General features: G+C 70.2%; 25 protein-coding genes and 1 pseudogene. 1 reads left to right on the forward strand and 25 read right to left on the reverse strand.

From position 1 onward, the window contains the following. Positions 1-186 precede the first annotated feature (186 nt). The 20 genes and pseudogenes from JEQ17_RS49440 to JEQ17_RS49535 all read right to left on the reverse strand — a co-directional run. Entirely contained in the window at positions 187-873 is a 687-nt protein-coding gene (locus JEQ17_RS49440) for a hypothetical protein (RefSeq protein ID WP_200402281.1), read from the reverse strand. A 128-nt stretch (positions 874-1,001) separates the two neighbouring features. After that, complete coding sequence (locus tag JEQ17_RS49445) at positions 1,002-1,610, reverse strand: hypothetical protein (protein WP_200402282.1); 609 nt, start codon at positions 1,608-1,610, stop codon at positions 1,002-1,004. Between the two features lie 161 nt (positions 1,611-1,771). Next, positions 1,772-2,767, reverse strand: coding sequence for a DUF4007 family protein (locus JEQ17_RS49450; RefSeq protein ID WP_234048903.1), 996 nt, complete (start codon positions 2,765-2,767; stop codon positions 1,772-1,774). 13 nt (positions 2,768-2,780) lie between these two features. Then, positions 2,781-3,134, reverse strand: a complete 354-nt coding sequence (locus JEQ17_RS49455; protein WP_200402283.1) for a hypothetical protein — start codon at positions 3,132-3,134, stop codon at positions 2,781-2,783. A 49-nt stretch (positions 3,135-3,183) separates the two neighbouring features. Then, a complete protein-coding gene (locus tag JEQ17_RS50415) occupies positions 3,184-4,203 on the reverse strand; it encodes an N-6 DNA methylase (RefSeq protein WP_234048904.1) in 1,020 nt (339 codons plus the stop codon). Between the two features lie 144 nt (positions 4,204-4,347). Continuing rightward, positions 4,348-4,713: a hypothetical protein gene (locus JEQ17_RS49465; RefSeq protein ID WP_166630434.1), complete on the reverse strand. Its 366-nt coding sequence runs from the start codon at positions 4,711-4,713 to the stop codon at positions 4,348-4,350. Positions 4,714-4,847: 134 nt separating this feature from the next. Continuing rightward, complete coding sequence (locus tag JEQ17_RS49470; RefSeq protein ID WP_200402284.1) at positions 4,848-5,150, reverse strand: hypothetical protein; 303 nt, start codon at positions 5,148-5,150, stop codon at positions 4,848-4,850. A 60-nt stretch (positions 5,151-5,210) separates the two neighbouring features. Next, positions 5,211-5,678 (reverse strand): hypothetical protein, encoded by a 468-nt coding sequence (locus JEQ17_RS49475; protein ID WP_200402285.1) that lies wholly within the window; start codon positions 5,676-5,678, stop codon positions 5,211-5,213. Positions 5,679-5,895: 217 nt separating this feature from the next. Continuing rightward, positions 5,896-6,129 carry a hypothetical protein gene (locus JEQ17_RS49480; protein ID WP_030578726.1) on the reverse strand — a complete coding sequence of 78 codons (234 nt, stop codon included), beginning with the start codon at positions 6,127-6,129 and terminating at the stop codon, positions 5,896-5,898. A 92-nt stretch (positions 6,130-6,221) separates the two neighbouring features. After that, positions 6,222-6,896 (reverse strand): GNAT family N-acetyltransferase, encoded by a 675-nt coding sequence (locus tag JEQ17_RS49485; RefSeq protein WP_200402286.1) that lies wholly within the window; start codon positions 6,894-6,896, stop codon positions 6,222-6,224. 156 nt (positions 6,897-7,052) lie between these two features. Then, complete coding sequence (locus JEQ17_RS49490) at positions 7,053-7,610, reverse strand: hypothetical protein (protein ID WP_166630422.1); 558 nt, start codon at positions 7,608-7,610, stop codon at positions 7,053-7,055. Positions 7,611-7,742: 132 nt separating this feature from the next. Further along, a complete protein-coding gene (locus tag JEQ17_RS49495) occupies positions 7,743-9,053 on the reverse strand; it encodes an Eco57I restriction-modification methylase domain-containing protein (protein ID WP_200402287.1) in 1,311 nt (436 codons plus the stop codon). Positions 9,054-9,076: 23 nt separating this feature from the next. Next, positions 9,077-10,438: a hypothetical protein gene (locus tag JEQ17_RS49500; RefSeq protein ID WP_234048905.1), complete on the reverse strand. Its 1,362-nt coding sequence runs from the start codon at positions 10,436-10,438 to the stop codon at positions 9,077-9,079. Between the two features lie 66 nt (positions 10,439-10,504). Continuing rightward, positions 10,505-10,963 carry a hypothetical protein gene (locus JEQ17_RS49505; RefSeq protein WP_166630424.1) on the reverse strand — a complete coding sequence of 153 codons (459 nt, stop codon included), beginning with the start codon at positions 10,961-10,963 and terminating at the stop codon, positions 10,505-10,507. After that, a complete protein-coding gene (locus JEQ17_RS49510) occupies positions 10,960-11,946 on the reverse strand; it encodes a hypothetical protein (protein WP_200402288.1) in 987 nt (328 codons plus the stop codon). The genes JEQ17_RS49505 and JEQ17_RS49510 overlap by 4 nt, the downstream gene beginning before the upstream one ends. Before the next feature lie 62 nt (positions 11,947-12,008). Continuing rightward, positions 12,009-12,614, reverse strand: a complete 606-nt coding sequence (locus tag JEQ17_RS49515; RefSeq protein WP_200402289.1) for a hypothetical protein — start codon at positions 12,612-12,614, stop codon at positions 12,009-12,011. Then, positions 12,611-12,961, reverse strand: a complete 351-nt coding sequence (locus JEQ17_RS49520) for a hypothetical protein (protein ID WP_200402290.1) — start codon at positions 12,959-12,961, stop codon at positions 12,611-12,613. Before JEQ17_RS49520 ends, JEQ17_RS49515 begins: the two co-directional genes overlap by 4 nt. Before the next feature lie 188 nt (positions 12,962-13,149). Beyond that, positions 13,150-13,920, reverse strand: a complete 771-nt coding sequence (locus tag JEQ17_RS49525; RefSeq protein ID WP_200402291.1) for a hypothetical protein — start codon at positions 13,918-13,920, stop codon at positions 13,150-13,152. 14 nt (positions 13,921-13,934) lie between these two features. Next, a complete protein-coding gene (locus JEQ17_RS49530; protein WP_200402292.1) occupies positions 13,935-14,756 on the reverse strand; it encodes a hypothetical protein in 822 nt (273 codons plus the stop codon). A gap of 87 nt (positions 14,757-14,843) precedes the next feature. Continuing rightward, positions 14,844-15,302 (reverse strand): annotated as a pseudogene (locus JEQ17_RS49535) (HU family DNA-binding protein); the annotation flags it as partial. A gap of 306 nt (positions 15,303-15,608) precedes the next feature. Between JEQ17_RS49535 and JEQ17_RS49540 the strand changes: the two are divergent. Next, positions 15,609-17,204 (forward strand): ADP-ribosylglycohydrolase family protein, encoded by a 1,596-nt coding sequence (locus tag JEQ17_RS49540; protein ID WP_234048906.1) that lies wholly within the window; start codon positions 15,609-15,611, stop codon positions 17,202-17,204. A 305-nt stretch (positions 17,205-17,509) separates the two neighbouring features. On the opposite strand, the gene JEQ17_RS49545 is transcribed toward JEQ17_RS49540, so the two are convergent. From JEQ17_RS49545 to JEQ17_RS49565, 5 genes are all read right to left on the reverse strand, one after another. Beyond that, the gene (locus JEQ17_RS49545) at positions 17,510-18,862 is read right to left on the reverse strand and encodes a hypothetical protein (RefSeq protein WP_200402293.1); all 1,353 of its coding nucleotides are present in this window, start codon (positions 18,860-18,862) and stop codon (positions 17,510-17,512) included. A 265-nt stretch (positions 18,863-19,127) separates the two neighbouring features. Then, complete coding sequence (locus JEQ17_RS49550) at positions 19,128-19,901, reverse strand: GP88 family protein (RefSeq protein ID WP_200402294.1); 774 nt, start codon at positions 19,899-19,901, stop codon at positions 19,128-19,130. A gap of 417 nt (positions 19,902-20,318) precedes the next feature. Then, a complete protein-coding gene (locus JEQ17_RS49555) occupies positions 20,319-20,825 on the reverse strand; it encodes a hypothetical protein (RefSeq protein ID WP_166633249.1) in 507 nt (168 codons plus the stop codon). Between the two features lie 256 nt (positions 20,826-21,081). Then, the gene (locus tag JEQ17_RS49560) at positions 21,082-21,510 is read right to left on the reverse strand and encodes a hypothetical protein (protein WP_200402295.1); all 429 of its coding nucleotides are present in this window, start codon (positions 21,508-21,510) and stop codon (positions 21,082-21,084) included. A gap of 161 nt (positions 21,511-21,671) precedes the next feature. Continuing rightward, complete coding sequence (locus tag JEQ17_RS49565; protein ID WP_200402296.1) at positions 21,672-22,142, reverse strand: hypothetical protein; 471 nt, start codon at positions 22,140-22,142, stop codon at positions 21,672-21,674. Positions 22,143-22,154: the final 12 nt, after the last annotated feature.

Here is a 22,154-nt window from a genome sequence, read left to right on the forward strand (position 1 = left end):
GGATCCCGGCACGGGCCGCGGGTGAGAAGACCTGAACTGGCCGACGCCATCGCGGTAGGGACCTGGCCGCGAGAGACGAGCGTTATCCCGGCGCCCACCTGCGGGTGGGGGGCGGGATCAGCCGCGACGGAACGTGCCCGGCCTGCCCAGGACTGGTTGAGGTCAGGCCGTAGCCGTCAGCTTCGATCACCCACCGCTCGACGGCAGCGGTGCCGCCCGGTCGAGCTTCGAGTACCGCTGGCTGACCTCGCGCGCCGAGTACGTGACCGGACGCCGGTCCTTCTCGTGGACCGTGACGACGATTCCGTCCGGAGACTCATCGAGCCCATCGACCCAGACGTACTGGAAATACCCGCCGGCGGCGCTGTAGTGCATGAGGCGGTCCCCAGGGCCGACGGGGGCCTGGACTGTGCCGCCGGTGTACCGCTTGTAGGGCACGAGGACCTGCGGGACCCCTTCCGGCGCCGCCAGGGCGCGATCGGTCAGCATGTCGGTCACGTGCTCCCTGATCAGCGCGTACAGGGCCCGGGGCGGCGGGTTCTCTGTCGCGAGTGCCACGAAGGCCAGTCGGAGCCCTTCGTCGTCTAGGGCAGGCGGGCATGCGCGGGTATCGGCGAGGGCGAGGACGTCTTCGGCGTACCGATGGGCGATGCGTCCGCGGTGCAGCTGTGCGGTGGCGGTGGAGTTCGCGGCGACGCACTCAGGACAGGTCAGGGGAGCGTCGGTGACGCGCGCCGGGTCGAGCTTCTCGTAGTGGTGGACGACGGCGTACCGGCCCGCGTCGCAGGCCACGTCAATCATGAAGCCGGTGTGGCTGTTGAGCAGGCCCTCGTGAACGGCGCCGTCGTGGCCGATGAGGTTCTTGTGGTCCATCTCGTCTCAACCGCCCCCAGGGGCGGCGTCCTCGCCTTCGGTGGGTACGTCGGTGGTTGGCTGGACGACTTGTGCTCCGGCGGCACGGGCGCGGTGCGCGCTGTGGCCCCGCGCCCGTGCCGTCCGGCTCATTCGCTCAGGTAGAAGGTCACGCCACGGCACACGAAGCGGATCGGCCCCGTCGCGTTGATGGCCAGCTGGTACGCCTCCTCCTCGGAGACCGAGCCCGGCTCCGTCACGATCTCGTCGAACCGGGTCTGGCCCTGGAGGTAGCGGATCACCTCGTACTTGGCCTCCGGCCCGTCGAGCGGGAACGTCGACCCGCGCGGGGGGTGGTAATCGGTCAGGCCGCGCCCGATCCATCCGGCCGAGAGCCGGACCGGCGCGGGGAAGGGAACGCGGTGCGCGAGGTGCCGGGCGACGGCCTCGTGGGCGCGCTGGTCCCACATCCCGTTCCAGACGTCGCTCGCGTTCTGTGCCTCCTCGTCGTACGCGGCCAGAGCCCGGCGCATGTTGAGGTACTCGTTGCCCTCCCGGAAGTGCCGGGACGTGGCCCAGTTGCCGTCCGCGTCGAAGCCGTCGTCCATCGACTGCCCGTCGTGCTGGCGGCCGACCATCCAGTGCCCCGTGGACTCCTCCACGCCGAGCCACACGCCCTCGAAGGAGCCGCGCCACGCCCGCCGCGCCTGGTGGACCACGGTCCAACCCTGGTGCTGTCCACCGGTCTTGATGCGCATGCGTGTCTCCTGGGCCTGTCTCGTCGGAAGGGGAGGGCGCGGGGCGCTCAAGCCGGGGGGCGAGCACCACCAACGAGAACCACAGTACACATGGAAATACTAATAAGCAACATTGCTTGTGTTCGTCTGAGCGATCCGCGCCCGCGGGAACCCGGAGTCCGTCAGGACAGGGACCAAGAACTCCCCTTCTCCGCAGCACCCCTGGTGGCCGGCCGCAGGGCGGGATAGGCGCCGGCCAGGACGTCCTCGGCGAGGAGGACGGGCGGGCGCGAGTAGACGAGAGACTCCTCGCCGTCGCCGGACTGCACGACAGCCAGATCCGCATGCCTGTCCGCGACTTGGTGCAGGGCACGGCGGAGGTCGGCGGTACCGGTGAGAAGGAGCCGGCCGGGCCCCAGGGGGTCGGAGGCAAGCCGCGCCAGGCTGATAGAGCCGGCCGCGGGGCTGGCGGTCCGGGCCGCGAAGTCCAGGCTCGCGTACGCCTGGACGGGCGCGGGGCAGTGGCGGCCGGCCATGCGGCGCAGGGCGACGAGGTGGCTGCGGTCGGCTGTGCGGTCGGCGGGCGGCTCGGGGTCGAGCAGGTGGAGGGTGCGGAACGGGTTGGAGAGCTCGTCCTCGATGTTCGCGGCGGTGGGGGCGCCGGGCGCATACATGCTCACCAGGCAGGCGATGTCCGACGCGAGTACCGACGCGGCCGGGGTCCTGTGGCCGGCCGCGCCGGCGGCGGCCGCCAAGCGCCCCTGCAGCTCCGCGCGGCTGGACCGGCTGAACGGGGAGTACCCGAAGAGATACCGCCAGGTGGGCACGTGACACGGCTCGGAGCTCACCAACCACCAGTGCAACAGCCAGAGACTGGCGTCGAGTTCGAGGTAGGGGTCGGCCCCGGTTTCCTCGTCCAGGAGCCAGTGGGCGCGGTTCGTCGGCACCAGGTCCTGGCCGTTGCGGGCGGCCAAGCCGAAGGCCTGGGACCAAAAGGCCATGGACGGGACCATGCTCTTGCCGACGCCCAGCACGACGGTCGCGTCGGGGCGGCGTAGGGCGGTCGGGTCCTGGCGCAGGGCGTCGTAGACCTTGCGGAGCCACCCGTAGCGCGGTGGGTAGCCACGATGCCGGCCGAAGCCGGGCAGGCAGCCGGTCAGGGGAGTGCGGTTCGACACAATGGTCCTTTGCTCAGTCGAGTGAGAGGGGGCTGCGGTCGGAAAGGGTGAGCCGGGCGACGAGACGTGCGAGGGAGTGCGCCCAGTCGGCCGGGGTGTCTGGAACGAGGATGTCCTCGCTCCAGACGGTGCCGTCGCCGATAAGCGGCCGGCTGGTCAGCCGAACCTGGCTCGGACCGGCCGCGGCGCGGGAGAGGTCGAGTTCGTAGGACCGGGTTTCGGTGTCGATGTACCAGGACAACAGTCCCTCGGCGTCGGGACATCCGCAGGTCAGCACATACACGCTGGTACGGCTGGGTGCGGGCATGACGGCGCGCAGCGCCCGGGCTACGGCCTGGCTGTCGCTGTGGTCGTGGGCTTGTGCCACGGTTCCTCCTTCGGGCCCGGCCCACGAGGCGTGGGCCGGGGCGGGGCAGCTACCTGCTGGTCGTGAGGGCGTCCAGCAGTTGTTCGGTGGTGCGAGTGGCGATGGCGAAGCCGATCAGTTTCATGACGTCGTCGCGGTGGCGCGCCATGTCACGCTGCCGGGCAAGGGTTTCCTCGGCCAGGTCGGGCTGTGCGAGGACGTCTCCGCATCCGACGACTGCGCGGGGGCCCAGTTCCCAGACGAGGGTGTTGACGGCGGCTCCAGCGGCGGCCAGGGGGTCGAGTTCGAGCATGACCCAGCCGCGCTCTGCCGGGTCCTCGCCGTCGCGGCGCAGGTCCTGCGCCGCGGAGCGGAAGAGCCCTCCGGTTCCGGCGGCCGGCTCGAGCGCCCACTCACCGCGGTGGTGGGGTCGCTTTCCTGTGCCGCCTTCGTCGGCCAGCATCGCGGCGATCAGATCGCTGATGTCGGGCGGAGTGTGGTACTCGCCGAGGCTGCGCCGGGAGTGATGGTGGCGTAGGGCTGTGATGACCCAGGACATCAGGTCGATCCGGGACCGCTCGGCGGGGTCGGTGTCTCCCGTGTGCCGGAGGACTCCATGGCGCAGCGCGGCAAGGGCCACAGCACGCACGCCCGCGAGGTGGGTGTCGTGCAGGTCCTCCCTGGTCCAGTCGAACAGCGGGCGGGCGGTGGCCCAAAGGTCGGGGCGGAGGCCGTAGTAGTAGTTGGCGCTATCGGCCAGGCCGCGGACCAGGACGCGCGGGGGTTGCGCGGCGATGTACGCGGCGATCGTGTCGGCGGCCGCCGCACCGGGGGACTTCTGGGGCCACAGGGCGAGGGCCGCGACGACCCCTGCGGGGATGTCGAGGCGGCTGCCGCCGGCGGCGTGCCAGGCTTCGGCGACCGCTTCGCCGAGGACGGAGCCAGCGCTACGGCTGACGGTGATCGCAGGACAGTCGGTCGTACCGGCGTGCCGGGCGCAGCTCGGGTCGGTGCAGTTCCGAGCCCTGTGGGTGAGCACCTGGTCAACGGCCTCGGTCACGAGGGCGGCGGTGGAATCAGCAGCGGGCATGAGGGTTCCAGGGCATGGGGTGGGTGGTGTGTTGTGGTCAGGAACAGGAAGCCGGTGCCGGGGCCGCGAGCGGGAAGGCGTCGTCCGCAGCCCCGGACCTGCACGTTGTGGTGATGGATGGCGTAGGGGCGTCAGCCGGCTCGTTCAGAGGACTCCGCGGCGGGCCAGCTCGGGCTCGCACAGGGAGCACGTCCCGCACGGCGCGCGCTCGGCGCATCCCGGCTGCGGGAGGGCGTCGCCCTTGTCGTCCCCGCGACGGACGAACTTGGGCCACTCGCGCTCGTACAGGAACTCCCCGGCCCACTCCCGGGACTGGAACCCGGGGATGCGCGAAGCGTTGTTGGCCGTGTCCGGCTGGGCGACCCACGTGGTGGTGCCGTCCGGGAGGGCGTGTTCCCACACGTACCCGTACGCGGTGGTGCGGTCGGCCTTGCTCACCACGAGGAACCCGCGGGTGTAGTCGTTGTGGGCGGCCTGGAAGTCGATGTGCTGGGCGAGGCCGGGCAGCATGATCACGTCTCCGTGGTGAGGCGGGTGCGGGTGGTGGAGAGGGATCCTGACCACGAGCCCGGGGCCCGCCGCCTCTTGGCGTACGGGACCGCGTGGGTTCCGGCGGAAGGGCCCCGGGCGCGTGGTCGGAAAGATCAGGTGTTCCGCGGTGCGGCGGAGGCCGCGGCGTACTTCACGCACGCGGGCATGGACTCGCGCAGATCTGGGCCGCGCAGTCCGCGGCTTCCGCGAGGCAGAAGCCCGCACTTGAGACGCTCTCGACCGTCACCGAACCGCTTCAACACGGTGTTGGCGCAGCCTCCGCAGACGGCGGGCGGGTTGTCGAGATCGGCGCCGAGGAGCGGCACCCGAGTCGCGGGGTGTTCCCCGCGGTCGAGGTGCATGCGTATCGAGCCGCGGCCCGATCGAGCTGGGGCGGGGATCAGGGGCGTGGTCATGGTCAAGGTCCTTCCAGGTGGGATCGTTCGTGGGGGCGGCGGCACCGGGGCAGGGTTCGGCTACTTGGCCTTGCGCTGGTCGACCCGGTGGGCCTGCGATGCCGCGCGCATGACCTCGTCGAAGTCGAAGCCGAGGTTCTGGGCGTAGGCGCGCAGTTCGTTGAGCAGCACGTGCAGCGCCTTCGAGAAGGTGGGGTAGGGGTCCTCTGCCATGTGCACGCGGAGGGCGGCAGCGGCGTCGCTGGCGTGCACGTACACGTCGAAGAGGTGGTCTGCGGCGGCCGAATCGTCCGTGTTGTGGATCGGCGCGACGGACGGGTCGAGGTTCGGCATGGCGGCCAGGGGCCGTTCGTCCAGTCGCGCCTTCGCGTCGCCGTCGAGGCAGCGTTCGATGTCGGCGCGCATGTGACTGGCCAGGTGCATCAAGTCGGTGGTGACGTCCACCAGGGTCAGCCAGACGTCGGCCCATCCCCTCCGGTAGGCGAGAAGGGCGGCGTCTACCTCTGCCTTGTGGGCGACAGCAAGCATGGGAGGACTCCAGAGCAGTAAAGGGGCTTCGTGCGGCGTGGACTTGGAGGTCCGCCAGCGATGCAATCAATCTACATACTGAAAGCCGAATACGCAACATCGCAGGTGGTTGTGAACGCTTTCCGGCTCGCCCTCGGGGCGAGCCGGGCGATCACGTATCCGGGCCCACCATCCGAGCTCTCGGGTAACGGCGCACCGGCCGCCTCGCTGGAGCCTTCTACTTGCCGGCGCCCCTGCGCGCCCGCTGCTGGGCCGGCAGCTGCCGGCGGGGCATCGTGCCGACGAAGACCAGGAGCGCCGTCAGTGCCACCCCGGCCGCAATGACCGCGCCGACAAGACTGGCGGGCTCCAGTACCCACACGCTGACCAGGGCGACGACTGCGCTCGGCGCGCCCCATCGCAGCGCCCATCGGACCCACGGGCTCGGGCTCTTGCCGTCGACAACCGGCATCAGTTCCTCCTTGGTTCTGGATGTCGGCTGATACCTGCATCCGTGGGTGAGTTCTGTCGCCCGGGAGGCCAGACCCCCGGGCTGTGATCGGCTCAGGCGCGGAATTGCTCCCCGTCGAAGTACGCGCCACGCTGCATCCGGGTGTTGGGAAGGATGCCCGAAACGACCGGGGAGGTAAGGCCCGGGACGTCGACGAAGGTCGTGTATCGGTCCAGAAGCCGGGCGGCCACCCGGGTATCGCCCCATCGGTGCCCGACCGCGTTCCGGGGGCCGAGGGCCACGTTCAGGCCGTCCATGATGGAGAAGCCGAGACCTTCGTAGTAACTCTCCAGCTCCGGGAAGCAGTTGAGGGTCAGCAGTCCATAACCGGCGCGCGTGAAGCGGCGTACGGAATGCCGAATGAGTTCGGCCCCGATGCCTCGCCCGCGCTGCCCGGGATCCACCGCAACCGCGGTGACGATCGCGGTCCGTTCCGCCAGAAGGTGCGCCAGCGGCACGTCGATGCCGGGATGGTCGAAGAGCCACAGCGGAACGCCTCCGATGAGGACGCCGAGCGTCTCGCCTTCATCGTTTTCGGCCACGATCATCAGGGCCCGGAAGTGGGAGAGCGGCTCTTCCTGCGGCAGGGACAGGTTCGGCCGTACGTCCTCGAACGCGTCGGGATCGTCGGGGTTCACGTCGGCGAGGAGCCGCATGACGGCGTCCGCGTCGGTGGGCGCCGCGTCGCGGAGGGTGATGCCGGGCAGGCGTGTGCGGGTGCTACGCATAGGGACTCCTGGGGCGGTATGAGGCGCGGTGCGTCGCCTCTGGGGTTGGCGGAAGGGAGGGCTGCCGGAGGGGCCTCAACGGCGGTTCGGGCTCTGAGGCCGGGCCGACCGGAGCTGAGAGCTGCCCGGGCGGCCCGGAGCGCTGTGCGAGGGACGTCAGTAGATGTGGCGGCCGTCAGGGACTGTCCGGCCGATCAGGCGCCAGGGCGGGCCGTCGTTCAGGACGCCCATCGGGCACCGATCCGGCTGGTGCGTCGACAGGTCGGCCTCGATGGCCGTGTACCAGTGCTGGGTGAGCGGGCACCGCGTTCCTCGTGCGCAACCCGGCCGCTCCGCGACGAAAACGTGGTAGACGTCCGTCGAAGTGGGGAGGGACCGGCGGAACGCGCCCGAGATGCGCTTGCCGTAAGCCGACGGGCTCTCGCTCCGGTACCGCCCCCATACCTGGATGCCGTAGACGAACTGCGTCTGGCCGCCGCGGTCGAGCCGCCAGCGCAGCACGGAGCCGTAGCGCGGGTTGTCGGGCCTGGACTCGTCCGCGCCCGCGGGCACCGCTCCGGTCATGTCGAGGACGGTCTGGCCGGTCCCGGTGAACGCCTGGGGTACGGCCAGCGCCCAGTACGAGGAGGCGTGCTTTCCCCACGGATGCAGCCTCCGCCGCCGGTACTGCGTCCCGGCCTTGCGGCGCTTTATGAGCGGCTTGTTCCGCTTCATCTGTATCAGTCCCCCGGATGTGCTGAGACGGGCGCGACGCCCGGAGCGGCGCTCGTCAAGTGGGTTGGTGTGGCGGGGCGTTGGCCCGAACTGAGAGTGACAATACACAGTGAAACGCGAATACGCAACATCTCAGGTGGTGGTGTCCCCGCTGCGCCGTGCGAGGTCCGCACCTGCTTGAAACCGGTCCCAGGCAAGCCGGTTGTCGACCGCGTCCTCGATCGCCTCCCAGACCAGCCCTCTCGCGGGGTCCTCCGGAACGTGGGGCTCTCCGCGGTTGCCCCGGATCACCGTGACCGTGTCGCCGACCGGTGGGCGGGCCCGGTGGACGAGGATGCAGGTGGGTGTTCCGTGGCCGGGGATGTAGGCCCCGGAGGTGTCGATGATCCAGCGTGCGTCGAAGCGGGGGAGGAAATCGGTGATGTACCGCTTGCCGAACTCCCGCTTCATGAACGAGTTCGCGGTCAGCTGCGCCACGAAGCCGCCCGGGACGGCCAGGTGCTCGAGCATTAGCGCGGTGAAGGGCAGGGCCAGCGAGTACTTGCCGGCCGCCACCTGCGGGTACGCGGCGCGGACCTGGTCGCGGACGGCAGGGTCCTTCGGGGTGATGTACGGCGGGTTGGCCACGCACGCGTGGTACGCGCCGGCGGCGAGTAGAGGCTCGGTGCGGTCCAGCAGGGAGTCGGCGGCGGCCACGTTGACGGGCCACGACGCCGGGACCTGGTCCAGGCTCACGCCGAGGACGGACGCCGAGCACGCCAGGAGCCGGTAGGCGGTCAGCGCGGCGGCGTACGCGTCAAGGTCCACGCCCGACACCGCTGCCAGAGCCCGCTCGACGGCCCGCGGTCCGTGCCCGACCGGAGCGGAGCGCCGGCCGCGGATCGGCGGGACGCGGGCCATGTGGAACGCGGCGACGGCGATGTGCCCGGTCCCGCAGGCGGGGTCGATCATCCGGACGTCGGCCGGCCCCCACTCCTCGATGGCCGGCTCCAGCGACAGGCGCAGCAGGAGGCGGGCGACCCAGGGCGGGGTCTGGCACAGGGCGCGCCCCTTGCGGGCTTCGTCGGACAGCAGCTGGTAGGCGTCGCCCAGTGCGTAGCCGTCCACGCGGCGCCCGTCTTCGAGGGCGGGGTGCCGGTCCCAGAACTCCTCGATGGCGTTCCAGGCGGCGGAGCCGAGCGGCTGCTCCCACAGCGGCAGCACGGCCGGATCGGCGAGAGGGGCCAGGGCGGGGTGGCAGCCGGCGAGACTCTCCAGGGACTTCAGCAGGCCGTCCGGACCCGGCGGGCGTTCGTCGGCCGGAGCCAGGCCATGTACGTGGGCATGCCGAACGAGGGCCGCGGCGTGGCTCCACAGGGCGGCCGTGCGCCGATCGCCGGTGTCGCGCGCGACCGCGGCGGTGAGTCTGTCGTAGGCGGCGGGGGGCAGGGTGCGTGTGGTCATCTTTCCTCGCAGGGGATCGGGGACTACTGGCCGGCGGTCATCGCGGCCCAGACACCGGCGAAGCCGGAGCGGGCCTTGTCCTGCACGCCGGCCGGGGCGGTCACGTAGAAGTCCTCGACCGTGCCGTAGGTCTTGGCGTCCGGCCGGACGCGGGTGCGCACGCGGTCGATGCCAGCGCCGTGGGCTTTCGTGGAGTGCTCGACGGGGCGGTCCAGGGCCGTGGAGGCGTTGTGCAGGAAGGTGCCGACTTCGGAACGGCTGCCGGTGCGGACGGTCTTCACGGACCGGTAGACCGTGCCCTTGAAGCTGGTGTCGCGGCACTCGGGCTTGGAGCAGCGGTCGCCGTGCGCGGTGTGGCACTCGGGCCGGCGACCGGCGGTGTAGGCGCGCTGCAACCGGTAGACCGCCCACGGCTCCTCGTCCAGCCGGGCGTTGAACTGGCCGAGCGCCTCAGTGTTCTGGTCGTCGGTGACCCGCCTGAACAGGGTGTCGTCCTTGTAGAGGGAGCTGTTGTCGTTCAGGGCCATCGACAGGTACTCAAGACGCAGCACGCGAGCGGCGAGGTCGGGGTACTTCCGCAGCCGCTTCAGATGGTCCGGCTGGGGCGAGCACACCCCAGCAAACGGGCATACCGGGCAATATGACTTGGACATGTCGATGCCGAGGCGGTCCTTGACGTAGCCCTGCACGTCCTCGCGGCCCCAGCCGAGCCTGAGCAAGGGATAGTCCAGGGCGAAGGTCTCGTAGCCGGCCTTCTTGTTGCGCTTGGCCTGGAACTTGTTCGCCTTGACCGCGCGCTTGTACTCGTCCGCGTTGTAGCCGAAGAGCTTGCCGACGGTCTGCCCGCTCGCTCGCTCGAGCTGGAGGCGGTCGATCGTCCAAGCCTTGTGCTTCTGGCTGCATACGTGACCGCCGGCGTACTGGGGAACCGTGCCGTTCTCCTCCAGTTCGTCCATGAGCGTCCATGGACCTTGGCTGAACACCTTGCCGGGGTTCTTGGTGTCGGAGAGGACTTCGACACCTGCCGAGTCGGGGCGCCCGGCCCGCGCGACCTGCGTGTATCGAATGCCCTTCTCCCGCAGCAACGGCAGGACGTGGTTCTCGACGTCGGCGATCGTGTCGGGAAACTCGAACCCGGTCATCGCCGTCACGATCGAGAAGTCGGAGAAGTCTTCGGCGATCCCGAAGGCGGTCGGATCGTTGATGATCGCCAGGGTCAGCGCCGTCGAGTCGACGCCGAGGCCGAAGTTGAGCGACTTGTGCTTCGTCGCGCGGAAGGATGCCAGAGCCTCCGCGGAGGCGACCTCGGCCGGAGCCGGTCCGCCGGACGACGGCGTTGCGGGGTCGGCATCGAGGTCGGGTTCGAACAGCGTGAGGGAAGTCATGGGCGTACCTGTGGGGGAGGGGCGGGTGCGGCTGGGAAGGGTCGCACCCGCCGGAGGACAGGAGGGTCAGGGCTGCGGCTTCGCGGCGCGTGCGGCGTCGAGGCCTGCGGGAGTGAGGTAGGGCCGGTGCTTCGGGCCGGTGCGGCCGTCGTCGCCGTCGGTGGGTTGGGGGACGCCGTCGGCGTCGCGGTACTCGACGAGGGCGAGGCGGGCGAGGGAGGCGGCGGTGGGCCAGGTGACGTTCCTCAGCGCGCCGTCCTCGTCGGCGGAGTCGAGGGCGGCCAGCTGGGAGTCGTTCAGGATCGACCGCCGTCCGGCGCCGGTGATGACGTACGGTCCGACGCCCTGCGCCTGCGCTTTCTCCGGCGGCAGCCGGTAGCCGTCGCCGTCGTTGCGGTAGACCAGGCCGTCGTCCAGGTAGACCTGGAGCGTCGTACGGCTGCCGTGCGATGCGAGGTGCCCCGAGGGATGTGCGCACGCGGCGCGGAGATGCTTGGGCGCCGGCGGGTAGGCGTTGCTGGTCATCGCGGGCCCTCCAGTGCGAGGACCGGTGCCGGGGCGAGCGCTGCGGCCCGCGGGTTGATCGCTGCCTTGACCTTGCGCCCGCAGCCGGGGCGCTCGCACTGCTCCGTCGCCCGGGGGTTGTGCCACTGGCAGCTCGGGCAGCTCCACATCAGCCCCGCCGAGACCGCCACTGAGGAGATCACGGCCCGCTGCTCCGGGTCGGCAGCGTCCAGGAGCTGCTCCAGTACGGGGGGATGCGGGGCGTAGTGGTTGCTGTCGTCGAGGATGACGGTGTCCTCGACGACGACGCGCAGCGGCACGGTCCCGTCCGGCCGGACGACGTGCTCGGGATCGGCGCTGTCGAGGTGGACCGAGACCCGCACGACGCCGTCCTCGGCGTCCAGGTAGCCGAAGACGAGCACGCCGGCCACCTCGATGCACGACGGTCCCTGGTCATCGGCGGGGTAGAAGACCGCGGCGCGGTTGAGGCCCTCGGCCGTCACGGCGTCGGGGAAGACGAAGTTCAGGGGAGCAATGCGGGAGCGCTGCGCCCGCCCGATCTCCTCGCAGTACAGCTCGAAGCCCTGATCGGGCACCGCGTCGCCGTCGGGACCGTAGTAGAGATCGACCGCTTCGGCGTCGTCGGCCGGGGGCTCGTCGGGCACGTCGCCCTGGCCGCCCACGTTGGCCCAGCTGCCGCGCACGTGCGAGGCGAGCTCCGCGAGGGCAGCGCCTTCCGTGGCGTAGGGCGCCGTGGTGTCCTCGTGGCGGGTCCAGATGCGCAGCATCCAGACCTGCTGGCCCGGGCGAGGCCCCAGGATGGCGGAGACGGCCGGGGACCGGCCGCCGGCGGCCTCGGCGACGATCTCGGCGTGAGCGCGCTGGGCGAGTTCACGGTACTGCGGGGGCAGTTCGGCGGCGGCCAGTGAGGGGGCCAGGGCCCCTGCGATGCGCACCAGACTCTCGATGTCGGAAGGGCGGAAGCGTTCAGCGAGCACGGTCATCCTCATCGGTGGCAGAACGTGGCGGGCACGGGTGGCCCGCCAGGCGTGGAAGGGGGGAAGGGCTAGGCGCCCAGATCAAGGAGCGCCGCGACCAGGGCGAGGGCGCGCTTACGCTCGGGGGAGACCCGCACGCGGCGGATGCGCTTCGGGTCGGAAGGGAGCCGGATGCCCACGGCCGCGCCGTGTCCGTCACGGTGCAGCTCGTACTGGTCCGCTGAGAGCATCCAGGCGTCCCAGTCGTCGGCCCTGCGCCCGGCGCGCACCAGGGATTCCGCGGTGGGTGCCGTCGCGGGGCAGGAACAGGCCGGGTCGTCGCACGGACGGCCCGCCGGATGCCGGGAGATGACGCCGCCCGAACGGTAGGTGGCTCTGGTGCCGTTGAGCATCGGGCACGCCTTCTCCGAATACATCAGGCAGGGCGGGTGGAGTCCCGGTTCCGGCGCATACCCGATGCCCACGTCCTGGGGGCGGACCAGCACGTAGAACCACCGCTCCAGCGGCCGTTCGCAGATCTGGCACAGGCCGTTCTCGAAGGCCCGGGTGCGTTTGCCCGGGTCGAGCCCGCCGAAGACCGGCAGACCGTTGTGCTCGAACGAGACGTACGGGACGACCAGGCCGCCGTGCGTGGGACGGTGCGCGCACGCCGCGGGGATCGCCGGGGCGCTCACTGGGAATCACCGCCGGAGAGCTCCCAGGAGGGGCGGGCGAGCTCGACCAGGAAGGTGTAGGCGGCGTCGCTGGCCTGGAGCTGGCGGACGACGGGGAGCTGCCGGTACCGGCTGAGGAACTCGCCGACGATCAGAGCGGTGTTGTGCGAGTCGTCCGGGTAGCTGCCGTGGTCGAGGGGGACCAGGCGGTCGCCCTCGTACTGCGGCCACGTGTACGCGGCGAGGAGCACGGCCTGGCTCCAGTTGCGCGGGTTGGCGCGGATCTTGACGAGCTCGGCGCCGGGAGCCAGTTCCCTGAGCGAGTCGAGGGGCGGTGTCCGGCGCGGTTGGGGGGTGCTCGGGCCCATGACGGTCTCCCAGTTCGAGGCGGGCTTCGGCTGCCCGGGGCGGTGAGATGGAGGGCTGCGGGGTTCGCCACGCAGCGGTGCAGTGGCCTGGCGGCCGCCCTCACGGCGCCGACGAGGGGCGGCGTTGGGGCTGTGGGGGAGGAGAGAGCGGCCGATCAACCAGACATGAGTACAGTACACATGGGAATCTAAATACGCAACATCACGGCGTGGGGTGTCCGCTCATCCCCTTCGGCCACGGTGAACCGGGCCGACAGCAGCGCCGCACAGAGGTGCCGGATTCCTCCCTGCTCCCACAGCGCCAGGGACTCGGGCACTGCGGCCGGCCACCACTGCACCGACACTCCGTCGCGCACCACGTCGACCGCGACTCCGTACCCGTCGTCCTTGCTCCAGTCAGCCATGCGCACGTGCGGGCTCAGCACCTCAACTGCACCCTCATGAAGGCGGATCGCCTCCTCCTTCGCGCTGCGTGCCGCCTGCCGCAGAGCCTTCGCCTGTGAGGCGGACACCGGACGGTAGACGGTGCTGGCTCCCTCGTCCTCCGCGAGGATGACAAGGGCTCCCCCCTGCGCCGCGAGCACACGATCCCGGCCGACTTCGGCGACCAGCTCGAGCAGTTGCTCCGCGGAGACGACCGTGTCGAGTCCGCTCTCGGGAACGGCGGAGGCCCGGTAGTGCCCGTTCCGCACCAAGTCCAGGGCGTGCTTGACGTCCAGCATGGCGCGGGCGAGCTCGGCGGAGCCGGGCCGCCCGTTCGCGGAGTAGCGGGTCAGCCGCTGATGGACCAGGGCCGCTTCGCGCTCGTCGGGCTCGTCGAACTGGTTGGCGAGCACCTCACGTACGGCAAGGTCGATCACCTGCGGCAGGTACCCGGCGCTGAAGGACCTGCGCCGGAGCATGCGAAGCGCCGTCTGCTTGGACGAGCCGGCAGCGACGACGGCTGATGCCTGGGACACGAGGTGACTCCTCCTCAATTCGCCGGTCGCGAGCCGGGCTGGCCGATGTATGTGGTCCACGCCTCGTACTCGGCGGTGGTGAGAATCGGCGGCGGGACGATGGGGGCGCGCCCGAAGCACTGGTCACAGGCGTGTACGTCCGGCTCGGCGCCGGTAGCGTCAGTGCCGCGGCCCGGCAAGGCGGTGCCGCAGATGGGCAGGTTCGCCGGGACGGACGGGTCCAGCCGCAGATGCACTTCGTGGCCGTGGAGGACCGGACGGACCGCGACGGGCTCCGGTTCGGAGGCGGGGCCGAAATGTTCTGCCAGGAACCGCACGACAAGGGCGTGAGCTGCCTGGGCCCGCTCGTCCAGGGTTCGCGTGTCCGCCGGCGGCAGCTCGAAGACCCGCAGGGGTTCCCGCATCTCTGCGGTCAGGCGGTCGACGAGGACCCGCCCCTCGGCGAGGAACTGCGGGGCGTCGCCGCGGGGGTCGTCGCTGCGCTTGGCGACCCAGATCCACGACAGGGGTACGAACGCGGCGAGCTCGCTGAGGAGCCCGTACCAGCGGCTCACCGCCCACGTGGCGTAGGTGCCGCATGGCCTGTGGTGGCAGGAGCCGGCTGGCGCCTGGCAGGCGCGCAGTTCGAAGCGGAAGCCGAGCTCGGCCGCGTCCGTCCGAAGGATGCCGAGCTCCGCCACACCGCCGTTCTGCCGTGTCCACCAAGCCGGTTCACCGCCTAGCAGCGGACCGGGCTCGGTGCTGCGCCCGATCCCCTGCGCCTCCGCTGAATGGGCAGAGGCCAGAGTCCGATGGGCAGAGACGACGCGGGTGCCGTCGATCACGAGGTAGTTCATCAGAAGTCTCTCCGGTCCGGCCGGGCGCGCCAGCGCCCGGCCGTCGAGCTGGGAACGCCGGGATGGAGGCCCGGCAACGGCGGATCAGGCGAGCGACTTCTTGGGGGTGGCCTTGACGGCCTTCTTCGCCGGGCCTGTCTTCTTGGCCCCCGCTCCCGACTTCTTCGTGGCGGCCTTCTTGGCCGCCGCCTTCTTCACCACGGCGGAGGCGCCGGTGAGGCTTCCCTTGGGGGCCTTCCTGACGGAGACCTCGCCGCCCTTGGGCAGCTTCTTGTCACCGCTGACGAGGTCCTTGAAGCCCTGTCCGGCCCGGAAGCGGGGGGTGGAGGTCTTCTTGACCCGCACCCGCTCGCCGGTCTGGGGGTTGCGGGCGTAGCGGGCCGGTCGGTCGACCTTCTCGAACGAGCCGAATCCGGTGACGGAGACGCGGTCACCGGCGACGACAGCGCGAACGATGGCGTCGAGCACGTGGTCGACAGCGTCGGCGGCCTGCTGGCGACCGCCCATCTTGTCCGCGATCGCGTCGACGAGCTGGGCCTTGTTCATGGCGGAACTCCTGTAGGTGAGCGTGCACTTCGATGCCGGACGCGCGGCCGCTGATGTCCAGGGGGCGCGGTGCCGACGAAGGGAAGCGGGGCGCGTCATCCAGGACGGTCGAGCGCCTCCGACGACAACTAAAGTACACAGTGAAAAAGAAACACGCAACGCTAATCGTCATGTTGACGAAAGTAGTTCGGTCGTGTCACTCTGACGTAGCGACAGCGGGTTTGAGCGCACGGCGAGTTGACGCCGCGCTCCCCGCCCCGCCCTCCTCAGACCACGCACGCAGCACATGACCTCGGGAGAACACCCGTGAATGCCAAGCTCGTTGACCCCACGATCCCCACCCTGACCCCGGCGGCCCACCCGCTCAATGCCCACGCCATCGACCGCGCAGCCGGCGTCCTCCTCGGCGCCGCCTGCGGCGACGCCCTCGGCGTCCCCTACGAGTTCGCCCGCCGACTGGGGCCCGACGAGCAGCCCGCCATGATCGGCGGCGGCCTGGGCCCCTACAAGCCCGGCGAGTACTCCGACGACACCCAGATGCACGTCTGCATCGCCGCCGTCGCGTCCACCGGCGCCGACCTCACCAGCCCGACCGCACTCGACCAGATCGCCCGCAACTTCCACCGATGGCGCGACGGAGGCGCCAGCGACATCGGGAACCAGACCAGCGGCGTGCTCCGCGCCGCGAAGAACCACAAGACGGGCACGCCCGCCCAGGCCATGACGGCGGAAGCCGACGCCTACACCGCCCGCACCCGGTTCAGCGCGGGCAACGGCTCGCTGATGCGGACCGGCATCGTCGCTCTCGCTTACCTGGACGACGTTGACGGAATGGTCCAGGCCGCCACCATGATCAGCTCCCTCACCCACAGCGACCCCGAGTGCGTCGAAGCGTGCATCCTGTGGTGCGCGGGCATCCGAACCGCCGTGCTGGAAGGCCACTTCGACGGAGTCCGTGATGGCATCGCGCTGCTCCCCGAGGACCGACAGGAGATCTGGCACGCGAGGCTGGACGAGGCCGAGGCGAACCCGCCCCACCACTGGACCCGCAATGGGTACGTCGTCACGGCCCTCCAGGCCGCGTGGTCCGCCATCACCAACACGCCCGTTCCCGAGCTGGCCCCGGAACGTGGATCGTTCCCGGCCCAGCACTTCCAGCTCGCCACCGAAGCGGCGGTCCGCGCGGGAGACGACACGGACACCGTGGCCGCTATCGCGGGCACCCTCCTGGGAGCGCGCTGGGGCGTGTCCGCCATCCCGCTCGCCTGGCAGCAGGCGGTGAACGGCTGGCCCACGATGTCCGGCCCCGATCTCGTCCGCTTGGCCGTCCTGACCGCCCGCAAGGGCACGGACGACGGTGACGGCTGGCCCTCGGCCCCGCGCGTCAAGATCCCCGGCTCCGCCGGAAAGGGCTACGTCGCACAGCACCCCGCCGACGCCGGAGTCCTGCTCGGCAACCTCCCCATGACCGAGTTCGCTGGCACACCGCCGGTCGATGCGGTCGTCTCCCTGTGCCGCGTCGGGCAGGGGCCGATCTTCTCCTCGACCGACATCGAACACGTCCGCGTCTGGCTGGTCGACAGGGAAGGCGAGAACTCCAACCTCCACTACGCCCTCGACCAGGCGGCCCGCCAGGTGCTCCGGCTCCGCAAGGAAGGCAAGCGGGTCTTCCTCCACTGCGTCGCGGGCCGCTCGCGCACCCCTGCCGTGGCAGCGACGTACAGCACGCTCCTGGGAACGGACCCCCGCACCGCCCTGACGGAGGTCTGGGTGACCCTGGGCAAGCACTGGACCCTCCTGGCGCACCCGCAGCTCCATGACGCCGTGTACGAACTGGCCGGGCAGCAGCCGCACCGGCCGCAGTCCCGCCCTCGCCGCCGCTTCTTCCGCAAGCGCAGCTGACCCGGGCGACGCGCCACACCGCTGAAGCCAGAAGCGCGGCCTCCATCCGGAGGCCGCGCTTTCGTCATCGTGAGCATGAAGAACTTGACGCCCTCGTCGCTACGGCGGACAACGCACCTGGGAACACCCGACAGATCTCACCACGACGTGCGAGACCCCCAGCAGGAGAGCCGAGAGCCCGCCGGTCGCCTGACCGGCGGGCTCACTCGTTTCCAGCGACCGTCCGCCCTACCGTTCCGTGGGCTGCCCCATCTGGTCGGTCAAAAGCCGGGAGCCGGTCGACAGGGCAAGGCCACCAAGGCCTCCTAGCGCCTGGGACCGAAGCGGCCGGATCCCCTGCGGCTGAGGACGAACTCGTAGACCGTCTCGCGATACCAGTGGTCCTGGAAGACCCGAGGCTTCTTGCCGTCATCGGCAGTCCGGTCGGCGAACGGGACCTGTCCGCGGGCGTGGTAGGCACGGATGGTCTCGCGCGCAAGGGCCTCGCCACGGGTAGTCATGCCCAGCACCTCGGCGAAGTCGTAGATATCCAGCAGGTCCCGCGGATCCCCTTCGGGCAGATCGTGGACCAGGGCCGGCCCGGTTCCCTTGAAGGCCGCCCAGACATGCGGACGGTGCTTCTCCACCCACGCGTCGACCTGGTGCTGGTCATACGTACGCGGCTGCGTGCTCCGCGGCGCAGGGAAAGCCCGACGAACGACCTTGTCGCCCTCGCGCTTCTCCGTGACCTTGGTCCACTGGAGACCGGTGTACTCGGAGACGCCGTACCGCGGACCAATCATCTCCGCAGTGAGCTCCGCCTGTTCGCCCTGCGCCTCGGCGGCCGGCTCCGCCGCCGGCGCCCGGTCGGCGAGTTCCTTCTGGGCGCCGGCGTCCTCGTCGGTTGCCGACGAGTCGGCCCACGCATGGCTGGACAGCTGAGCGCGTCGTTGAGCTTTGGCCCAGGTACTCCGGCGATTCTCGCGCACCCACTCGTCGACTTCGGCCGCGCTGTAACCGTGTTCGCCGGCCGCAGGGAACCCCTCAGCGCGAATCCATCCCCGGGCCGTCTGTCCGCTGACGCTGTACGTGGTCGCGATGCCCTGGGCGTCCAGGTGCCCGGTGCGCGCGATGGTCGAACGGTCCGGAATCTCGCTGCCGGCTGCAGGGGGCTGCTCGCTGACCGCCGGCTCCTCGGCCGTCGTCTGCCGGCGCATGCGCCGCTTACGGTTCACGAACTTGTAGGCCGTCTCGCGGTACCACCTCCGCTCCGTGACCTCCGGCTTCTTCCCGTCACCTGGCGTGCGGTCGGGGCCAGGCAGGACCTTCCTGGAGAGGTACCCGCGCAGGGTGGCTTCCGGCACCGGCTCCGTCCGCCCGAGGGCCTGGCCCTCCCAGGCGCAGATGTCCGACAGCGTCACCAAGTCCTTCGGCCTGCCGGCGGGCAGGCCGAACGGGTTGTCCGAGTCCTGCCCCTTCGCCCAGTGGACCGGAAGGTTCTCCTTCAGCCACTCGTCCACCAACGCGGCGTCGCGGACCAAGGTCCGTCCGGGACCGGACGGCCAACCCTCCGGGAATCCCGGGAGCGTGGTCCAGTAGGCCACGTTGCCTTCGTTGGCCTCGTACTTCTCCGCGATGTCCTGTGAGGTCACGAGTTCATCAGCGTCGGCGGGAATCACCGTTACTCCTTGTCGGACCGGCAGTGAACCCGCAGGCCGTGGTCGAGGTCCCGCGGGTGGGGGCCTGGTCGGTCAAGCTCGAGGTGGAGCCGGCACCGCCGGCTCCACGGCTGCGCCGGCCCCGATCGCGCAGGGGCAGGCGCTAAAGTACATCACGGTAAAACAATACGCAACGCGCGCTCGAGGTGGTGCCTCCGTACGCCGGAGGGGTGTCTTCGGGGTCGGGCGCATGTCCGCCCGGCCCCGAAGACACCCCCGTGAGTACTCAGTGCGCCAGCGCGAACTTCTGGCCCGCGCGCGCTTTCTTCGCGCGCAGCTTCTCGTCGCGCGCTCGCTGAAGGCTGCCAAATGTCTCCTGCCCCTGCTTCTTGAGAAGGTGCGGAATCCGGTTCGCCGGGATTCCGACGAGAGGGGACTCGCTGAGCACCGACAGAAGATCCGATTCCGTCTGGTCGGTGTAGTCGGCGGCGATCAGCGCTTCGACGTTGGGGAAGACGTCCGCATGCCTTTCAGTGCTCAGGTCGATGAGGTGGTCCTCTTTTCCTCCGAGGCTGTAGCACCAGAGGAAGTTTCCGGGCGGATCATTGGCGACAAGCCGCCTAAAACGGCTGATCTCCTTGGTGTAGCAGTAGAAGCGAACGCCCGGGGAGCTGCGCATGATGCGCAGCCAGGTGAGAAGGTATTCGTCGGAGAAGAACTCGCCTGAATCGTGCACGCGAATCCACTTGCCGACGTACCTCTTGTGTGTGAGTTCCTCCGTCATCTGCCTCTCGAATTCCTCCGGGTTGTCCCGGCAGAGGAGGAGATTCCGAATGTGTGCTGCGCGGACGTTCTTGAACCGGTACGTGCCGACCCGGGCGTAGCACAATTGTGCGCACACGCCGGCCTGAGGGCAGACGTTGAAATGGCTTCCATCAGGCATTTCGATCACGAAAGCTGGCAGTGTCCAGTTGAATACGCCGATCCTCCTCAGATCCGAGTTCTGGGTGAGGAGCCGCTTGGTGGCGGTGCGGCCGGTCGCGTTGGAGCTCTCAGACATCTCGTTCCTTGTGTTCCGAAGGGGAGGGCGGGCGGGTGAGGCGCCGGGCATCCCGCGTGCGGGCGCATGCGTGCGTGGATCCGAGCGCGATCACGCCGCAGTCGGCTCTCGTGAACACAGCCGGTCCTGGCGATGGCGCTGGCGGTGCGCGCTGCGCTGGTGGTGGCCGCCGAACTGGGCGTCGTCACCGTGACTGGCGATCAAGCCGGTGGGCCGTGGCGAGGTGCGCTTGGTCTCGGGCTCCAGGAGGCCCTGTAACTCGGCGACGCTCGGCGACGTCGACGACGCGGACGTCGCACTGTCTCCCCGGGGTTACGGCGACCCGGCCGAGCGGAAGCCGGCGTGGTGAGGTGTCGCTTCATGCAGGGCGGCCCCGGCTGATTCAGCCGGGGCCGCCCGTCAGGGAGGGGAGTGCGATCAGTTGCCGCGGGCGAGGCAGCCGTCGGCGTGTGCGGGGGAGGTACGGAGGCGGGGGGATCCCCCGAGGCCGTCGCGGGTCTGGAGGAAGTGATCGCCCAGATCTTCCAGGGAGTTGATCTCTTCGACGGGCACCGGCTTGCCGCACCGGTCGCACGGGCCGATGAGGTCGAAGGTGAGGCGGCGGCGATCGTCGTAGGTCGCGAGGAAGTTCAGTGTTCTGTCCGCGAAGGGGATGGACAGCGCCACCGCGGGGAAGTGCTGGCCGTCCGCGACGAGCGGATGGGTGTCGTCGTCCTTGGTGCGGATGCTGACCGGGCGGCCAAGGGAGTTGAGCGAGAGACGGTGGCGCAGTACCGCCTCCACCCAGCGCAGCTCGGTGTCGTGGCTGTGGAGGGCCGGGTCCGGACCGATCCGGCTGGCCTGTCCGGTTTGTGCGCGCTTCACCGCGGCCTGGATGGCTGCGGCCTCAATGGGGTTGGAAGGCGTCCTCGTGGTGCTCGGCATCGGATCTCCGAGAAGAAGGATCGGGTCCGTGATCGGCACGCTTGCGCGCCTCACGGACACCGGGGCTGGAATCGAAGGCCGCGGACAGCGGCTCCGGCCGGCGGAATCTCCCGCCCGACGCCAATCACAGTACCTATTGAAACAAGAATACGCAACACGAAGGTTGAAGGGACGGCCGACCAGCCGCTGCTCCCAGGGAAGACGTACGAGTGGGGGCAGCGGCACGGCCGGCCTGTGTGCTGCGGACGTGGCCGGCCTATGCCGGCGCGGTGGTGAGCTGACCGACCTGGTCAAGCAGGAGTTGGGCCCGGGCGAAGGCTGCCGCCTTGTGACCGTACGACGGGACGACCAGGTGCATGGTCTCGTGTGCCAGGGCGCGATCGGCTTCCTCGCGCGTGGTCACCAGCCCGAGGTTGATGGCCATCAACGGCACCTTCAGCCGTGCGGTCTTCGGGCCCAGATACACCTGGGCGGCATAGTGCGAGAGGTAGGGCATGCCGCTGATCGAGGCATATGCCGCAAGATCGGTGACGAGGTGAAAGTTGCGCTCGGACACCGTCGCGAACAGCTTGGCGCGCCGGCGCAGCCAGCTCACGTCGACGGGGAGGTCGCGCTCGTGCTCCGGCAGCGGGCTCCGCAGATCAGCGTGCCGCTGTTCGGTCACCGGATGTGCTCGATCTACCATGTGCTTCCTCCTCTCGAGTGGGGTCCTGCTCTTCCGCCAGGGCGTCCGGCCGGCCGTCCCCATCCCCGGGCCGGCCAGTGGTCGTCTCGCGGCGGTCGGGCCGCGGGGACATCATGCCAACACGTCCCGCGGCCGCCCTTCGGCACCGGCGACGGCGCTGCTCACGCATAGCGTCCGTGCCATGAGTCCGCGTCCAGCCGCTCCAGTGCGGCGTCCTCCTCTGGGGTGAGGCGGTTGGTGAAGTCGTCCCAGCGGATCAGCTGCTCGAGTTCGGGGCCGTCGGCCGGCTCGATCCGTGCCTTCTGCCCCGTGGTCAGCTCCATCTCCACGCCGTCGTCCACGAGGTCGGCACTGGCTACCGAAAGAGATCGCCGCCGAGTCAGGTTGAGGTTGAACAGGTAGCCGCCGCCCTCGGCGTCCTGGCCACCGACCAGGGGCCTGATCCATATGACCTGTTCGTCGTCGTCCTCGAAGCGGTGGTGGCGGGCGAGAGCGGCGCGGAAGACCTCCGTCCCGTCAGGGCCCGACACGACCAGTCGCGCGCCGGCATCCACCGGGTCCCCGGTCGCACTGTGGTTGCCTGCGACGAGGTCTGCGAACCGCTGGCGCCACTGCTGCTGTGTTGCTGTCATCGAATCGCTCCT

This window comes from Streptomyces liliifuscus (assembly GCF_016598615.1).
In the GTDB taxonomy this organism is placed as follows: Bacteria; Actinomycetota; Actinomycetes; order Streptomycetales; family Streptomycetaceae; genus Streptomyces; species Streptomyces liliifuscus.

What these genes read in the sequence shown, in the direction of transcription:
- JEQ17_RS49505 (WP_166630424.1), bottom strand. Translation starts at nt 10,963, where the DNA reads ATGACCAGCAACGCCTACCCGCCGGCGCCCAAGCATCTCCGCGCCGCG.
- JEQ17_RS49495 (WP_200402287.1), bottom strand. Translation starts at nt 9,053, where the DNA reads ATGACCACACGCACCCTGCCCCCCGCCGCCTACGACAGACTCACCGCC.
- JEQ17_RS50415 (WP_234048904.1), bottom strand. Translation starts at nt 4,203, where the DNA reads ATGCCCGCTGCTGATTCCACCGCCGCCCTCGTGACCGAGGCCGTTGAC.
- JEQ17_RS49510 (WP_200402288.1), bottom strand. Translation starts at nt 11,946, where the DNA reads ATGACCGTGCTCGCTGAACGCTTCCGCCCTTCCGACATCGAGAGTCTG.
- JEQ17_RS49480 (WP_030578726.1), bottom strand. Translation starts at nt 6,129, where the DNA reads ATGCCGGTTGTCGACGGCAAGAGCCCGAGCCCGTGGGTCCGATGGGCG.
- JEQ17_RS49445 (WP_200402282.1), bottom strand. Translation starts at nt 1,610, where the DNA reads ATGCGCATCAAGACCGGTGGACAGCACCAGGGTTGGACCGTGGTCCAC.
- JEQ17_RS49485 (WP_200402286.1), bottom strand. Translation starts at nt 6,896, where the DNA reads ATGCGTAGCACCCGCACACGCCTGCCCGGCATCACCCTCCGCGACGCG.
- JEQ17_RS49530 (WP_200402292.1), bottom strand. Translation starts at nt 14,756, where the DNA reads ATGAACTACCTCGTGATCGACGGCACCCGCGTCGTCTCTGCCCATCGG.
- JEQ17_RS49490 (WP_166630422.1), bottom strand. Translation starts at nt 7,610, where the DNA reads ATGAAGCGGAACAAGCCGCTCATAAAGCGCCGCAAGGCCGGGACGCAG.
- JEQ17_RS49520 (WP_200402290.1), bottom strand. Translation starts at nt 12,961, where the DNA reads ATGGGCCCGAGCACCCCCCAACCGCGCCGGACACCGCCCCTCGACTCG.
- JEQ17_RS49440 (WP_200402281.1), bottom strand. Translation starts at nt 873, where the DNA reads ATGGACCACAAGAACCTCATCGGCCACGACGGCGCCGTTCACGAGGGC.
- JEQ17_RS49475 (WP_200402285.1), bottom strand. Translation starts at nt 5,678, where the DNA reads ATGCTTGCTGTCGCCCACAAGGCAGAGGTAGACGCCGCCCTTCTCGCC.
- JEQ17_RS49550 (WP_200402294.1), bottom strand. Translation starts at nt 19,901, where the DNA reads ATGTCTGAGAGCTCCAACGCGACCGGCCGCACCGCCACCAAGCGGCTC.
- JEQ17_RS49555 (WP_166633249.1), bottom strand. Translation starts at nt 20,825, where the DNA reads ATGCCGAGCACCACGAGGACGCCTTCCAACCCCATTGAGGCCGCAGCC.
- JEQ17_RS49470 (WP_200402284.1), bottom strand. Translation starts at nt 5,150, where the DNA reads ATGACCACGCCCCTGATCCCCGCCCCAGCTCGATCGGGCCGCGGCTCG.
- JEQ17_RS49560 (WP_200402295.1), bottom strand. Translation starts at nt 21,510, where the DNA reads ATGGTAGATCGAGCACATCCGGTGACCGAACAGCGGCACGCTGATCTG.
- JEQ17_RS49565 (WP_200402296.1), bottom strand. Translation starts at nt 22,142, where the DNA reads ATGACAGCAACACAGCAGCAGTGGCGCCAGCGGTTCGCAGACCTCGTC.
- JEQ17_RS49500 (WP_234048905.1), bottom strand. Translation starts at nt 10,438, where the DNA reads ATGACTTCCCTCACGCTGTTCGAACCCGACCTCGATGCCGACCCCGCA.
- JEQ17_RS49465 (WP_166630434.1), bottom strand. Translation starts at nt 4,713, where the DNA reads ATGCTGCCCGGCCTCGCCCAGCACATCGACTTCCAGGCCGCCCACAAC.